Annotated in this window: 12 protein-coding genes; 4 read left to right on the plus strand and 8 right to left on the minus strand. The window is 57.5% G+C overall.

The window, feature by feature from the left end:
- Positions 1 to 58: 58 nt before the first annotated feature.
- Entirely contained in the window at positions 59 to 3,109 is a 3,051-nt protein-coding gene (gene fdnG, locus KOSB73_RS20815; RefSeq protein WP_098140929.1) for a formate dehydrogenase-N subunit alpha, read from the minus strand.
- Positions 3,110 to 3,760: 651 nt separating this feature from the next.
- Here fdnG and KOSB73_RS20820 point away from each other — a divergent pair.
- The 4 genes from KOSB73_RS20820 to KOSB73_RS20830 all read left to right on the plus strand — a co-directional run bounded on the left by KOSB73_RS20820 (position 3,761) and on the right by KOSB73_RS20830 (position 7,659).
- Positions 3,761 to 5,731: a sensor histidine kinase gene (locus KOSB73_RS20820; protein ID WP_373694805.1), complete on the plus strand. Its 1,971-nt coding sequence runs from the start codon at positions 3,761 to 3,763 to the stop codon at positions 5,729 to 5,731.
- Entirely contained in the window at positions 5,728 to 6,426 is a 699-nt protein-coding gene (locus KOSB73_RS20825) for a response regulator transcription factor (protein ID WP_024359146.1), read from the plus strand. The genes KOSB73_RS20820 and KOSB73_RS20825 overlap by 4 nt, the downstream gene beginning before the upstream one ends.
- Before the next feature lie 366 nt (positions 6,427 to 6,792).
- Positions 6,793 to 6,933, plus strand: coding sequence for a small membrane protein (locus tag KOSB73_RS30910; protein WP_004138686.1), 141 nt, complete (start codon positions 6,793 to 6,795; stop codon positions 6,931 to 6,933).
- A gap of 108 nt (positions 6,934 to 7,041) precedes the next feature.
- Complete coding sequence (locus KOSB73_RS20830; protein WP_049100350.1) at positions 7,042 to 7,659, plus strand: helix-turn-helix transcriptional regulator; 618 nt, start codon at positions 7,042 to 7,044, stop codon at positions 7,657 to 7,659.
- Between the two features lie 298 nt (positions 7,660 to 7,957).
- Here KOSB73_RS20830 and KOSB73_RS20835 read toward each other — a convergent pair whose 3' ends face one another.
- From KOSB73_RS20835 to KOSB73_RS20865, 7 genes are all read right to left on the minus strand, one after another.
- Positions 7,958 to 9,232, minus strand: a complete 1,275-nt coding sequence (locus KOSB73_RS20835) for a dicarboxylate/amino acid:cation symporter (protein WP_049085868.1) — start codon at positions 9,230 to 9,232, stop codon at positions 7,958 to 7,960.
- Between the two features lie 234 nt (positions 9,233 to 9,466).
- On the minus strand, positions 9,467 to 10,981 hold the full coding sequence (locus tag KOSB73_RS20840; protein WP_049089136.1) for an ABC transporter substrate-binding protein: 1,515 nt from the start codon (positions 10,979 to 10,981) through the stop codon (positions 9,467 to 9,469).
- Positions 10,962 to 11,996, minus strand: coding sequence for an ABC transporter ATP-binding protein (locus KOSB73_RS20845; protein WP_024359150.1), 1,035 nt, complete (start codon positions 11,994 to 11,996; stop codon positions 10,962 to 10,964). The genes KOSB73_RS20840 and KOSB73_RS20845 overlap by 20 nt, the downstream gene beginning before the upstream one ends.
- Positions 11,996 to 12,976: an ABC transporter ATP-binding protein gene (locus KOSB73_RS20850; RefSeq protein WP_004138683.1), complete on the minus strand. Its 981-nt coding sequence runs from the start codon at positions 12,974 to 12,976 to the stop codon at positions 11,996 to 11,998. The genes KOSB73_RS20845 and KOSB73_RS20850 overlap by 1 nt, the downstream gene beginning before the upstream one ends.
- Positions 12,973 to 13,818 (minus strand): ABC transporter permease, encoded by an 846-nt coding sequence (locus KOSB73_RS20855; protein WP_049085866.1) that lies wholly within the window; start codon positions 13,816 to 13,818, stop codon positions 12,973 to 12,975. The genes KOSB73_RS20850 and KOSB73_RS20855 overlap by 4 nt, the downstream gene beginning before the upstream one ends.
- Positions 13,815 to 14,753, minus strand: coding sequence for an ABC transporter permease (locus tag KOSB73_RS20860; protein WP_004138680.1), 939 nt, complete (start codon positions 14,751 to 14,753; stop codon positions 13,815 to 13,817). The genes KOSB73_RS20855 and KOSB73_RS20860 overlap by 4 nt, the downstream gene beginning before the upstream one ends.
- The gene (locus KOSB73_RS20865; protein ID WP_004138678.1) at positions 14,753 to 15,652 is read right to left on the minus strand and encodes a proline iminopeptidase-family hydrolase; all 900 of its coding nucleotides are present in this window, start codon (positions 15,650 to 15,652) and stop codon (positions 14,753 to 14,755) included. Before KOSB73_RS20865 ends, KOSB73_RS20860 begins: the two co-directional genes overlap by 1 nt.
- Between the last annotated feature and the right edge of the window lie 180 nt (positions 15,653 to 15,832).

Below are 15,832 nucleotides of genomic sequence, written 5' to 3' on the forward strand. Positions count from 1 at the left end.
CGTTAGTCGCGGAACGACGGACAATGTCTTGCGATTGATAAGCCATAATTCGTCTCCGTTACGCCTTTTCCACGTTCACGAGGAAAGCTTTATATTCAGGCGTCTGCGAGTTCGCGTCCCCCACCGATGGCGTCAGCGTATTGGCCAGGAATCCTTTCCGCGTCGCCCCCTCAAAACCCCAGTGGCACGGAATACCGATGGTATTCACCGTACGGCCATCAATAGTCAGCGCCTGTATTCGCTTAGTCACTACCGCTTTGGCTTTAATAAACCCGCGCTTCGACATCACTTTTACCGTGTCCCCCGCGACGATGCCCTTCTCCTTCGCCAACGCCTCGCCAATTTCAACAAACTGCTCGGGCTGAACGATGGCGTTCAGCCGCGCATGCTTGGTCCAGTGACGGAACAGTTCGGTGATCGAGTAGGTTGTCGCCACGTAGGGGAACTCATCCGCTTTGCCCATATTCGCCAGGTCATCGTGATAGATGCGCGCTACCGGGCTGGAGACCACCTTCGGGTGCAGTGGGTTGGTGCCAATCGGCGATTCGACAGGCTCATAGTGTTCCGGGAACGGGCCATCGTTTAGTTTGTCCAGCGAGAACAGGCGCGCCACGCCTTCCGGATTCATGATAAACGGCCCGACGTTGGTGTTCGGCGCCGCCTGGCTATAGTCGGCGACGTCCATACCGGTCCAGCGTTTGCCGTCCCAGTTCAGCAGCGAGCGCTGCGGATCCCAGGGTTTACCCGCCGGGTCCGCGGAGGCGCGGTTGTAGAGGATGCGGCGGTTCGCCGGCCAGGACCATGCCCAGCCGGGCGTACAGCCTAAACCATACGGGTCGCTATTATCGCGGTTCGCCATCTGATTGCCCTGCTCGGTCCAGCAGCCGCAGTAAACCCAGCAGTAGCTGCTGGTTGAACCGTCATCTTTTAGCTGCGCGAAGCTGCTCAGCTGCTGGCCTTTTTTGACAACTACCCGGCCCTGCTCGTCAACGATATCGCGCAGCGCCTTGCCGTTGGCCTCCCTGGCGACCTCTTCCGGCTGCGGGTCGAGGGGATCGTGATAATCCCAGGACATATTCAGCACCGGCGCCGGGTTTGCGCCGCCCTCTTGCCGATACAGATCGCGCAGGCGCATAAACAGGCGTCCGAGAATTTTGCCATCGTGGAGCGCTTCGCCCGGCGGTTCGGCCGCCGCCCAGTGCCACTGTAGCCAGCGGCCCGAGTTGGCGATCGAACCGTTCTCTTCGGCGAAGCAGGAGGACGGCAGGCGGAAGACTTCGGTCTGGATATCTGCAGGACGCACGTCGTTCATTTCGCCGTGGTTCTGCCAGAAATTCGACGACTCGGTCACCAGCGGATCGATCACCACCAGATATTTGAGCTTCGCCAGCGCGCGGGCGGATTTGTTTTTATCCGGGAACGCCGCCAGCGGGTTAAATCCCTGTACCACGTAGCCGTTGATTTTGCCCTGGGCCATTAGCTCGGCCTGGGTCATGACATCGTATAAACGATCCCATTTCGGCAGCCAGTCATAGCCCCAGCTGTTTTCCGCGGTTGCGGCATCGCCCCAGAAGCTTTTCATCATGCTGACGAAAAACTTCGGCGTATTTTGCCAGTAGTTCACTTCGTTCACGCCCAGCGCCGCGGGGGTGATTTGTGAAATATAGCTCTGATAATCAACCTGTTTTTCCGACGGTAGCGGCATATATCCCGGCAGATTAGTCGAAAGCAGCCCCAGGTCGGTATAGCCCTGAATATTGGAGTGCCCGCGCAGCGCGTTAACGCCGCCGCCGGCCATGCCGATATTGCCCAGCAGCAGCTGCAGCATCGCGGCCGCGCGGATGGTCTGCGCTCCGGTGGTGTGGTGGGTCCAGCCGAGGGCATACAGGATTGTCGCGGTTCGATTCGCAGCGCTGGTGCTGGCTAACAGTTCGCAAATGCGCTGAAAATCGTGTAACGAGGTGCCGCACAGGCGGTTGACCAGCTCTGGCGTATAGCGCTCAACGTGCTGCTTCAATAGATTCCAGACGCAGCGCGGATGGTTCCACGTATCATCGCGCCTGGCGAGGCCGTTCGCGTCGAGTTCATAGTTCCAGCTGGTTTTATCGTACTGACGCTTCTGCGGATCAAAACCGCTAAACAGCCCCTCGTCGAAATCATAATCTTCCCGCACGATCATGCTGGCGTTGGTGTAGTGACGCACGTACTCATGCTGTATCCGATCGTGTTCGATAAGATAGCGGATCGCGCCGAGCAGGAAAGCGCTGTCGGAGCCGGCGCGAATGGGCGCGTACAGGTCAGCCACCGCCGCGCTGCGGTTAAAGCGCGGATCAACGACGATCACCGTCGCATTATTTTTAATTTTGGCTTCGATAACCCATTTGAACCCTACCGGATGCGCTTCCGCCGCGTTGCCGCCCATAATCAGCACCACGTTGGCGTTTTTAATATCCACCCAGTTGTTGGTCATCGCCCCACGACCAAAGGTTGGCGCCAGCGCCGATACCGTCGGGCCATGGCAAAGGCGCGCCTGGCAGTCAATCGATACCATCCCCAGCGCGCGGGTAAATTTACCGTCAAGGATCCCGGTTTCATTGCTCGCCGCCGAAGAGCACAGCATGCTGGTTGAGGTCCAGCGGTTGACGGTGACGCCCTGGGCATTCTTTTCGATAAAGTTGGCGTCGCGATCATCTTTCATCAATCGCGCGATACGATCGATGGCCTCATCCCAGCTCATACGCGTCCACTTGTCCGAGCCCGGCGCGCGGTACTCCGGATAGCGTAAACGGTTATCGCTGTGAATATAGTCCAGTACGCCTGCGCCTTTTGGGCACAGCGATCCGCGGCTCACGGGATGATCGGGGTCGCCTTCGACGTGATAAATGCGTTCACGCACGTTTTTGGCGTTATCTCCGAAGCTGTACATGAGGATCCCGCAGCCGACTGAACAGTAGGTGCAGTTATTACGGGTTTCTTTAGCTTTTAAGAGTTTATATTGACGCGTCTCTGCGTGAGCGGAAAACGAGGGAAGAAAACCAAGCGATGCTACGGTCGTCCCTGCCATACCACCCGCGCAGATGCGAAAGAACTGCCTGCGACTGAGCTCCATTGTGCCTCCAGCTTAAACTTAAGACAGGAAAAGGGACAATGATTATACGGGTATTTTTGGCTTTTGCATCTGCTGTTAACATTTACGACAAAAAACAAACAATTAATCCATTTCATTTCAAATAGTTAAAATCCATCGCCTTAAAACAGGGGCCGGGAATGTTAACGCCATGCTAATCATTGTCATCCCCTGGCCGTCTACAAACCTTCGGACCGTACCCAACTTCGTTTGATGAGGTGGGCGATGTGCCGCCGTTATCCGGCCATCAATAACAACGGTAATTAACGTTTAATATAACTATCGGGTTTTATATGCGCTGATTAAATAATTTATTGCCACTTTTTATATAACTATCGCGTGAATTCATGGCATAACATCGTAAATCCGTATGTCGTGACTGAACTTTCCGCTTGCTTATTATGCATCTCCCCCATACGTTAACTTTGATTAAGGATCTTCTTACAGCAGGTCTGGCCAGTTCCCCGGCGCGTAGATAACGCTGGAATAATATCTTCGGCACCAGCAGAATGCTGCGTTGTCCAGCCCTACACGTATATTTCCCGAATGGCGGAGGGTTATCTGTGCCAGTAGCAGAGTCCCTGTTCGTTTATACCGTACTGATTTATTAATCCATGCCGCAAGGGGGCGTGATTGAATCGTTCGTGCGCTTTTTTTGATCTTATTCGCAGGAGCCACAGCGCGTATTTCTGGGCAATGTGCGGCGTCATTATTTCCCTGCAGTGGTGGGCGCCGGCGCGCGCGGAAGTCCGCCAGTTGGGTATCGATATCCCGGTCTACTGGTACGCCGACGCCAGCGACACGATGCCCCTCGACGCCTTTCTTTCGCTGCCACAGGAGGCGCTAAAAACGGCGCCGCTTATCCCGTCGTTCGGTTATTCGTCAAAGACCTACTGGCTACGTACTTCGCTCCCGGCGGCCTGGTTTGCAGGCGAGCAGCGCTGGCTGCAGCTCGGTCCGTCGTTTGTCGATCGCTTGAGCGTATTTTATCGCCCCTGCGGCAGCGATGCCCCCTGGAAACAAAAAGAGTTTGGCGACCACGCTTCCGCCCGCGATAACGATCTCGACTACCGCGAAAGCGTGCTGATTTTACCGCCCCCGTCCACGGCGGCTGGCTACGAGATGGTCTTCCGTCTCCAGAGCACCAGCACCCTGATCCTGCTGGCGACGCTCTCGTCGCCGCAGGAGTTCGTGCGTTCGGCCACCCTCGATACCGCCTTCTGGAGTTTCTATTTTGGCCTGGCGGTGATTGCCAGCGGTATCGCCCTGTGGCTTGCCGTCGCGCTGCGCCGACGCCTGCTGTGGGGGATCTGCCTGTTCTCGCTCAACTATCCGCTCGTCGCGGCCCTTCATGGCTACCCGGAATGGCTCTTTGGCGACGCCCTGCTGCCGGTGCAGGATTACATGATTAGCTGCCTGTCGCTGGTGAGCTACGCCACCGCGCTGTGGTTGCATAGCGAAGTTTTCGATTTGAAGAAAAACATGCCGCGGCTGCATCAACTGCTGCTGGCGGCGATCGCCTTAAACATTGTTCTGCAGATCAGTATCCCGCTAGGGTTTTACGGCCAGGCGATGCAGATTGAAGCGGGGATATTCTTCATCGCCGCGCCGATTCTGTTGATCACCTCATGGATGCTGTGGCGGCGCAAAGCGGTTGATATCAACACCCTGCTGTTGGGGCTGCTGCCGCCGGTATACGTCGTCTCCGCCGGGCTGGCGCTGCTCTCTATCCACGGCGTCATTCCGTTTCATAACATGGTTTATTCCACCTGGCAGTACGCGCTGATTATCCATATCGTCACCGTCCTGATCATCGCGGTACTGCGGGTGCGGGCGGAAAACCGTACCCTGGTGCGCAAGCAGCAGCTGGCGCGGGAACTGCAGATTGAACGCGAGGCCAGCTTCCACCAGCGCCAGTTTATGGGAATGGTGGCGCATGAGTTCAGAACGCCGCTGGCGATCCTCCAGGCGGCGCTGGAAAACCAGCGCCTGAGTCCCGCAACCGTCACCCAGAGCTTGCGCCTCGACCGCATGCAGCGCGCGACAACCCGCCTGGTGCAGCTTACCGATAATTGCCTGGCCGACGCCCGCCTCTCCTCCCGAGACCTGCACGCCGACAAGCAGGATGCCGAACTGCTGCCGGTCATCCATATGGCGGCGACCGTCGTGGATCTTTCGCTTAATCATTATTTGAATGTCACCCTTGAGGGGCAAACTGTCGGCCCGCAATCCCCTTCGCCGGTGCTGTTTATTGATAGCGGGCTGCTGTGTATTGCGATCGCCAACCTGCTCGATAACGCGGTTAAATATGCTGCAGCAGGCGAAATAAGAATCGAGATTTATCAGCAGGAAAAGCACGTTGAATTACGCATTGGCGATCGCGGTCCCGGCATCCCGCCGGAACAGGTCGAGCATATTTACGAGCGCTACCGACGCGGCGAAACGCACACCACAACGCCGGCCGGGACCGGTCTTGGGCTGTACGTCGCCCGACAAATCATCCAGGCCCACGGCGGGGGCCTGTGGCTGGCAGAAAATAGCTCAGCCGGATGCGAATTTGCGCTCACTCTCCCGCTGACGGGACAGCAGAAGGACAAACCATGACACTACGCGTAGCTATCATTGAAGATAGCGCAGATCTACTCGACGAGCTGCTGGCTTTTCTGCGCCATCGCGGCTTTGACGCCTGGGGCGTCGGCAGCGCCGAGGCCTTCTGGCGGCAGCTGCATCGCGATCCGGTTGATATCGTACTTATCGATATTGGCCTGCCGGGCGAAGACGGGTTTAGCGTGCTGGACTATCTGCACGAGATTGGCCAGTTCGGCCTGGTCGTCATTACCGCCAGAGGGCATGAGCAGGATCGGCTCCAGGCCTTAAACGCCGGCGCCGACCTCTATCTCATCAAGCCGGTCAACTTTTCCGACCTCGCGGAGAGTATCCACGCGCTGGGCTCCCGGCTTCGCCAGCAACAACCGGCGGAAGGCGTCAATCCGGCGCCATCAGCGGAGCGATCAGCCCCTTCCCACTGGATTCTCCAGAGCGAGCGCCTGGTGGCGCCATCGGGGCGGATCCTGCCGCTAACGCAGCAAGAGTACCGGCTGCTGGAAGTCTTAATGCGTAATCGCAATGAAGTGTGCAGCAAAGTTGACCTGCACACTTCGCTGTTTACCGATGAGGGCGAGCCGGAACTGCACCGCATCGACGTGGTGATCAGCCGCCTGCGCCACAAGGCCCGCCTACAGGGCATCACCCTGCCGATTCGCGCGATTTTTGGCAAAGGGCTGGCGTTTCTCTCCTGACCTTTCCCCAGCCGGCAGCGGCGACGCCGCCGGCCACCGTTCCGCCATCCGCGCGGGGTCATGGCGAATATGTTTTCAGCCTGGCGTTTCTTGTTAATTTTTTTCAGTTTTTGAGAGGAATGAGAGAAATGAGACTGACAGCACATTAAGAATTTTCTTACATTGACCGGGCGTCGTGAGCGTTTCGACCCAAAGCGACCTGAGCTATCAGGCTATTGCTGAATTCAGCGCGAGCCGAATGCAGGCCGCTTGTCATGCGCATTTCGTCCGCGCATCGCGAGCACGGTTTAACGAAGAGTATAAAAATATTCACGTGCCTGCGAGGTACATTTTTAACACCAAAAATTAAGTTAAAGGATCTCAATTATGGCCATGCAAACATGGTTAGCCTTATTGCTGTGCATATTTTGCCTTTGCGTATCTGTTTATAGTCTTGTGTCGTATATCCGCGACAGGCGAAAACAGAAATTTCCGTTTTCAGCAAAGAACTCTACGCGCAGAAAATAACTAAAGTCACATTAATAATAACGAAATCTGCATAGCAACAATCACCGCATACGCCCGGAGGATTGATCACAACATGGCGTTATGTTGATATATCAGGGAAATAACGCCATGAAAAAAGTAAACATCGCCATCAACACCAGAAATACCTTTCTCAGAGAATCATTGGTTTCCGTCGTCAATGAGCTCATCAGCCGCAGCGGGAATCTTAAAGTCGCTTTTTCTTATAAGCATAATGATTTTTTAGATAAAGATATCATCATCGCTGAAGTTCTCCCCGGCGAGATCTATCTGTGCAATACCAGCATAAAGAACCGTAAAAAAAACAGTTCGGTGATTATCCTGCACAGCTATGACAAGCTGCCGGAAAAAGAGCTGATCGTTAACTGTCTCAAGGGCGTTATCTTTGTTTCTATCAAATCGGTCAATATCGATGAGATGTTCGAAATTATTGCCCAGGAGCTAAAAAGGAGCGAAATTCTCCCCGACGCGCAGAGCAGCAACTCCACGCTCGTTTGCACCCATTGCCCGCATAAAATGCTCTCCAAATCGCAGGCTGCCGTCGCCACCGGCATCATCGATGGCTTTGATATCATTAAAATTTCCGCCCTCAACAAAGTCACCCCCAAAACCATCACCTGGCACAAAAGCAAAATCATGGAAAAATACCGTCTTAATAACAATCATGACTTTTTTCAGTTCATTAACTTGTTAAAAGAGCGCTGGTAAACTCGCGCTGTGCCCGCCGGTGAGCGCATTCTGTACGTTAAAATTAGGAATTTGACGGCTTGTTAGCGACGGGATTCCGAAAAAGATCGGTAACCTCAAAAACATCTACTCAGGGGTAACAGGCTGCGGGTACCATTACCCGGTTCCTCAATGTGAAAATACCGGAGCGTATTTTTATATAATAAGAACAACGTCTTTATCGAGGAATCTGTTACTTCGTCACATTGCCCCTTGCGTGCCTGTTAGGGGCCTCTTTTTCTCTGCGGAACGCGCCCCCGTCAGAGAGGGCGCGCGACGATCAGGCTTCGGCCTGCTGAGGCGCGGCTTCAGCCTCCGGGACCTCTTCCTGCAGTTGACCTTCATTTTTTGACAGCATCGCCGTCGCAATCCCATTACCCAGCACGTTAATCGCTGAGCGCCCCATATCGAGGAAATGGTCAATGCCCATCAGCAGCAAAATACCCGCCACCGGAATATTGAAGCTCGGGATGGTCGCGGCCAGCACCACCAGCGCCGAACGCGGTACCCCGGCAATCCCTTTCGAGGCCAGCATCAGCGTCAGCATCATCACGGTAATTTCGCTAAAGCTCAGCTGAACATTATAGGCCTGAGCGATGAACATGGCGGCAAAAGAGCAGTACACCATTGAGCCGACCAGGTTAAAGGAGTAGCCGATGGGCAGCACAAACGACGCGATATTTCGCGAACAGCCAAATTCCACCAGGCGCTCCAGGGTCTTCGGATAGGCCGCTTCGGAACTGCTGGTGGTGAACGCCACCAGCACCGGGTCTTTCAGCATATTCAGCAGGCGAAAAACCTCTTTTTTGAGCACCATATACCCCACCGCCAGCAGCACCGCGCTGGTCAGCAGGATCGCGACATAGTATCCGCCGATAAACGAGGCGTAGTTAAGCAGGATCCCCAGCCCCTGCGAGGCGATAACCGAAGAGATAGCGGCGAAAATCGCCAGCGGCGCGACGTACATCACGTACCCGGTCACCTTCAGCATAATGTGGGAAACCACGTTGAGCGCCGCCACCAGCGGAGCATTGAATTTCTCCCCCAGCGACGCCCCGGCAATACCGAAGAACATCGAGAACACCACGATTTGCAGAATCTCGTTGCTGGCCATCGCTTCGGTAATGCTGGTCGGGATGGTATGGGTCAGAAAGCCTTTCAGGCTCATCCCGCTCACCGCCAGCCCGGTATCCACGGACTCTTTCGGGATCGCCAGGTTCAGACCGGCGCCGGGATGCTCAAGGGTGACGATCACCAGCCCGACCAGAATGGAGAGAATTGACGAGGTAATAAACCACACCATGGCTTTACCGCCGACCCGGCCAATAGTCGCCGTTTCGCCAAGGCGCATAATGCCGACCGTCAGGGTACTGAAGACTAATGGCGCTATCACCATTTTAATCAGGCGCAGGAACACATCGGTTAGCAGCGTAATGTTTTCCGACCATGCGGTAATGGTCGTTTGCCCGGCGTAAGCGTGGATGGCCGCGCCGGAGAGGATCCCCAGCAGCATGAAGATGACGATGAACAGCGTGAGTTTGTTTGCACTTGCCACAAAAATTAACCCCTGATTTATTTAACGTGTTGTTTTTTAATGTATATATGCTTTATTTATTGGAATACATTAAACATTCACCACATAAATTGAATAAAAGCACGCGGGGTTACAACTCTTTTTTAGTTTTTATAGTAAAAGTTAATGTGCTCGTTGATATGCATCAAACCGCGTCGCGCCGCCGGAAAGATGAAAAAGGCGCCGGCGTCAGAGGACAACCGGCGCAAAGAGGCACTAGCGTTTTACGGTATCCTCCAGGAAGAAACGTCCCAGCGGATTCTGATAAAAACCGTCGATATTTTTGCGGCTGACGTTGCGGTACGGGCTGTAATACAGATCGACCCAGTTCACGTCGGCCTTGGCCATTTTTTGCAGGTCGATATACATCTGCTCGCGCTTTTTACCGTCCATTTCGACGCGCGCGGCAGCCACCAGCGCTTTTACCTGCTCGTTATGATAGCGGGTCATATAGTTCATATTGGCATCGTGACCCAGCACGAAGGTGGTTTTCTGATCGGGGTCAAGAATATCGTTGGTCCAGTACATCACCGAAATATCGTACTCTCCGGCCACCAGCATATCCCAGCTCTGGCTCGGGTCGACTTTTTGCAAATTCACCGTCACCCCGGCTTTCGCCAGCTGCTGTTGCAGCAAAATGGCAATCTGCTCATCGACTTCATCCCCGGCGTTGACCACGTAGTTCAGCTTCAGATCGGCAGCGCCCGCCGCTATCAGCATCGCTTTGGCCTTCTGCGGATCGTACGGCCGGCGAAGATTATCCTGGTAGTGGTAAAGCGCCCCGGCGGGAATATAGGAGTTGGCCACCTGGCCGTAGCCAAAGGTCACGGTCTTCACGATTGCGTCTTTATCAATCGCGAAGTCCAGCGCCTGGCGCACCTCCACCTTGCCCAGCGCGCCGTGAGAATGGTTGATCAGCAGATGGTCCTCGCGCGTGGAGGGGTCCAGTTCCACCTTCAGATTGGCATCCTTTTGTAACGATGCAATGCGCGAGAAAGGCACGGTCAGCGCGGCGTCGAGCTCGCCGGCCTGCACCTTCAGCATGCGGGTATTATCGTCCGGAATGGTTAACCACTCCACGCCATCGAGGCTGACGTTTTTCGCCTGCCAGAAGTGCGGGTTCTTCACCAGCACGATCTTTTCCCCGCGCAGCCACTCTTTCACGCTAAACGCGCCGGAGCCCACGGGTTTTTCGGCAAACGCCTCTTCGCCTTCCGCTTTCATCGCCTTCTGCGAAATCACCGAGGCGTTCGGCAGGGCCAGCTGCGACAAGAACGGCGCTGACGGCGATTTCAGCGTCACTACCAGCGTGCGCGGGTCCGGGGCTTCCGCTTTGGCAATAATGCTATAGGAGTCGCGCCACAGCGAGCCTTCATCATCGCGGATACGCATCAAGCTAAACGCCGCATCGCTGGCGGTTAGCGGTGTGCCGTCAGAGAAGGTCGTGTCGCGAATTTTAAAAGTGTAGACCTTGCCATCCGGAGAAATCGTCCAGCTCTCAGCCACGCCCGGCTCCAGCTTCGTCCCGCTCTTATCCACCCGCACCAGCGGGTCAAAGACGTTGGAAAAGACCCAGTTATCCGCGTTTTGCGCCGATTTTATCGGGTCAAACGTGGTGCTGTCCTCCCGGCGGCCAATGGTCAATACCCCCGCCGCCTGGGCCATTTCGCTCACCACGCTAAGCGCCAGAAAAACGCTCGCCGCCAGTAATTTAACTTGCCTGTGCTTCATCAAAAGATCCCCCTGTTAAAGGAAAAACGGTCTCATCGCCCGCGAGGTTGAGCACGCAGGCATAAGCGCGATCGGCAATCTGCCGGGTTGGTGGTGGTGCGCCGGTGCGGCACTGCACCTGCGCATAAGGGCAGCGCGGATGAAATGCACAGCCTTGTGGAACGGCAACGGGACTGGGCGGCTCGCCCCCCAGCAAATTTTTCGGTAGGGGTTTATCCGGGTCGATTTCCGGGATCGCCGAGACCAGCGCGGCGGTATAGGGATGCAGCGGACGGGTGAAGACCGCCTCTGCCGGCCCCTCTTCCACAATCCGCCCAAGGTACATTACCGCCACCCGATCGCAGAGCCGCCGCACAATCGCCAGATCGTGAGCGATAAACAGAATCGCCAGCCCCATCTTCTCCCGCAGATCCATCAGCAGGTTGACGATCTGTCCCTGAATAGAGACGTCCAGCGCCGCGACGCACTCATCGGCCACGATCAGCCGCGGCTCCATGGCCAGCGCTCTGGCAATACCGACGCGCTGGCACTGGCCGCCGCTAAGCTGGGCCGGTTTCGCGCTGGCCTGCTGCGGGCGCAGGCCCACCAGGGTGAGCAGTTCCGCTACCCGCAGCGCCTCCTGCCCGCGGGGCACTTTTTGATGCACGCGCAGCACCTCGGCGATGCTCTCTCCCACGCTCTGCCGCGGGTTCAACGAGGCAAAGGGATCCTGGAAAATCATCGCGCTTTGCTGGCGCAGACGGGCGATATCGCTGGTTAAGCCATGGGTAATACGCTGCCCCTCGAACCGCACCTCGCCATCGGCTACCCGTTCAAGCTGTAACAACGCTCGGCCAAGCGTGCTCTTGCCGCTGCCGGATTCGCCGACCAGACCGAGCGTTTCGCCAGGAAAGATCTGCATCGTGACCTGGTTCACCGCGTGCACGACCCGCTTCGGCTGCCAAAGACCACCCGACACCGGGAAGGTGACGCAAAGATTATCGGCCTCAAGCAGCGGCCAGTGAGCGTTAGCCATTATCCCTCCTGTCGGGTCAGCGTGGGTAAGCGGTGATGACAAGCCACCGCGTGGCTATGGCGATCCTGCCCGTAATGCAGCGGCGGCGGCTGCAGGCACGCCTCATCGGCGCGGCGGCAGCGCGGATGAAAGCGACAGCCTGATGGAAAGTGGTCGGCGCTCGGCGGCTGGCCGTCGATGATTGTCAGCCTCCCCCGTCCGCCTTCGCTGGCCGGCTGACAATCAATAAGCCCGCGGGTATAGGGGTGCAGCGGCCCGGCGAGCACTTCGCGTTTGTCGCCCACCTCGCAGAGCCTGCCGCCGTACATCACCGCGATCCGGTCGCAGGTTTGCGCCACCACCCCGAGATCGTGGGTGATCATAATGACCGCCAGCCCCAGCTCGGCACGCAGGTCGCTGAGCAGGCGCAAAATCTGCATCTGCACGGTGACGTCCAGCGCGGTCGTCGGTTCGTCGGCAATCAGCAGCCGCGGTTCCGACGCGAGGGCGACGGCGATCATCGCCCGCTGGCGCATACCGCCGGAAAATTCGTGCGGATAGCTATTGAGCCGATTCTGCGGGTCCGGGATGCCGACCTGGCGCAGCAGGGCCAGCGCATCTTCCCGCGCCTGACGGCGGTTTGCCGCAAAATGGAGGCGCCGGCTTTCCGCGATCTGCTCCCCAATGGTCATCACCGGATTGAGATGGCTGGTCGGGTTCTGGAAAATCATACCGATTTCCCGCCCGCGCACCGCCGACATTTGCCCTTCGCTGAGGGGTAAGATATCCCGGCCGTCGAGCACAACCTCACCGCCGCTAATCCGCAGTCCGTCCCCCGGCAGCAGGCGCATCAGCGCCCGGCAGGTCACGGTTTTTCCCGACCCGCTTTCGCCAACCAGCCCCAGCATCTCCCCGGCTTCAAGCGTGAATGAGACGTTATCGACCAGCGCGATATCCTCGCCGCCCGTGACCGCCAGGCGATTCACCTTCAGCAAACTCATCCCCGTCCTCCTAACTTGTCACCGAGCCCATCGGCCAGCAGGCTAAAGCCCATCGCCAGCAGCACGATGGCGAGCCCTGGAAAGGTGGTTATCCACCACGCGGTAGTGATAAAGCTCTGCCCTTCGGCCACCATAACGCCCCATTCGGCGGTTGGCGGCTGCACGCCGAGCCCGAGATAGCTCACCGCGGCTCCGTTCAGCAGCACCAGTACGCAGTCGGACATCGAAAAAACGATCGCTCCGGTTAGCGCGTTCGGCAGCAGATGGCGGAACAAAATCCGCAGATGGCCGTAGCCCAGACTGCGGGCCGCCAGAATAAAATCGCGCTGTTTCAGCGTCAGTACCTGAGCGCGTACCAGCCGGGCGTAGGAGACCCAGCCCACCATCGCCATGGCGATGTAAAAGCTGCTCAGTCCCGGCCCGAGAATGGCGATGATTGCCAGCATCAGCACCAGAAACGGAAAGGCCAGCACGATATCAATAACCCGCATCACCAGCGCATCGACCACGCCGCCAGAATAGCCGGCAAGCGCCCCCAGCGCGGTACCGAGCATAAAGGGGAACAGCACCCCCAGCAGGCAGATTTGGAGATCGACCCGCGCGCCCCACAGCACGCGGGAAAAAACGTCGCGGCCAAAGTTGTCGGTACCGAAGAGATGCGCGCCGCCCGGCGGCAGCAGGCTGGAAGAGGCGTCCTGGGCAATCGGATCGAACGGCGCGATCCACGGCGCCAGACAGGCGACCAGCAGCCATAGTCCGACGATCGCCAGCCCGGCGTAGAGCGCCTGCTGACGCGGGATAGCCCGCTGACGCAGACGGGAAAACGTCGCTATCGCCTTCATAGTTTTATCCTCGGGTCGAGGGCCACGGTCAGAATATCCGCCAGCAGGCTGACCGCTACGGTAGCAAGGGCAAAGACCATCACCACGCCCTGCACCACCATGTAGTCGCGGCTAAAAATCGCCTTAACCAACAGCTGTCCGAGGCCGGGGATGGCAAACACGCTTTCGATAACCACCGTACTGCCGATGAACCAGCCAATATTCACCGCCAGCAGATTGATGGTCGGCACCAGAGAATTCGGCAGCACGTGCCGCCAGAAGATACGTCTTTCCTGCTGTCCCCGCGCCCGGGCCGCCACCACATAGTCGCTATTCATCTCCATCAGCAGGCTGGCGCGCAGGTTGCGAATCAATACCGCCGACAGCGCCAGCGCCACGGTCAGGCACGGCAGAACCATATGGTGCAGCTGGTCTACAAAATCGCTGCCGTAGCCGGAGACCGGAAACCAGCCGAGCACGATACTGAACAGCAGAATCAACATGATGCCGAGCCAGAACGCCGGAAACCCGAGCCCGGCGGTCGTAAACAGACGAATCAGCCGATCGGCGAGGCGCCCGCGCTGGCGTGCGGCCATCGCCGCCAGCGGTACCGTCAACGCTATCGCCAGCAGAACGCTGCCGAGCACCAGCCACAGCGTCGGTTCCAGACGCGAAGCAATCAGCTTCAGGGTATCGACCCGGTAAACAATTGACTTACCCAGCTCGCCCTGCAGCAGATTGCGCAGAAAATAGCCGTACTGAACCCACAGCGGTTCGTCGAGGCCAAACTGCGCGCGGATGCGGGCCAGCGCCGCCGGCGTGCTGCGCACCCCGAGCAGAATACGCGCCGGATCGCCGGGGATGGCGCGCACCATCATGAAGGTGATCAGGCTGATACCCAGCAGAACCGGCAGCAGCTGTAGCGGGCGAAGAAGCAGAAAGCGGTAACGGTGCATCAACAGCCTCCCGCGTCGCGCTGGCGCGCCAGAAAATCGAGCAGCACCGGGTAGTAAGCCTGCGGCTCTTCGTAAAATGGCATATGGCTGCTGTTGGCAAAAATGGCTATTTCGGCGTTCGCCAGGCCCTGCTTCATTTTCAGGGCGCAGGCGGGCGTCAGCTCATCGTGCTGGCCGCTGGTGATCAGACAGGGCGCGCGGATTGACGCCAGCTCAGCGCTGCGGTTCCAGTTTTTTAAATTGCCGGTATAGAGGAATTCGTTCGGCCCCTGCATGGTGGTATACGGCCCCATATTCCAGTCGCCGAGCGAGCGGGTAACCGGCTCCGGCCAGACGTCGAGACGGCACACGTGGCGATAATTCAGCAGAGTAATCGCCGCCTGATAGGCCGGATGATCCAACCAGCCGAGCGCTTCGTAGCGCTGCATCATCGCGACGGTTTCTGGCCCCAGCGCCCCGCGCAGACGGTTCAGCTCCTGCACCAGATGCGGCATATCGGCGACGGTGTTTTCCAGAATCAGCGAGCGAATTGCGCCAGGATGGTGCAACGCCACTTCAATCGCCAGCCATCCGCCCCATGAGTGACCAAGCAGATGCACCTGACCGAGCCCCAGCGCCTGACGCACGGTCTCCACTTCACGCACGTAGCGTGCCATCGTCCACAGGCTGGCATCATCCGGCCGGTCGGACTTGCCGGTACCCAGCTGGTCAAAAGCGATCACCCGATAACCGTGCTGCTTCAGGCAGGAGTGGGCTTCGCGCAGATAATCGCAGGGCAGCCCCGGCCCGCCGTTGAGGCAGAGAACGGTCTCCTCGCCGTCGCCAAACTGATAGGCCACGACGTTATATCCCTCCACCGCAATGTTATGGTACTGATCGGGCGCTATTTCGCTCCACATGGTGTACTCCTCATCGTCGATGGCCCGGTTCTGGCGTTGCGTTAACGCTAACGGCAACGCCGGAGGCTGAACAGTTAGCAAAAATACTAGTTTTGCGCGGCGCCGGTGCGGCACCGGAATTGCATGCCTTTTGCGCTAACTATTGACGGATTTGCACAAATCGTGCCCGTCGCAGGTCTC

Origin of the sequence: Klebsiella grimontii, from assembly GCF_900200035.1 — a bacterium.
Taxonomy (GTDB): domain Bacteria; phylum Pseudomonadota; class Gammaproteobacteria; order Enterobacterales; family Enterobacteriaceae; genus Klebsiella; species Klebsiella grimontii.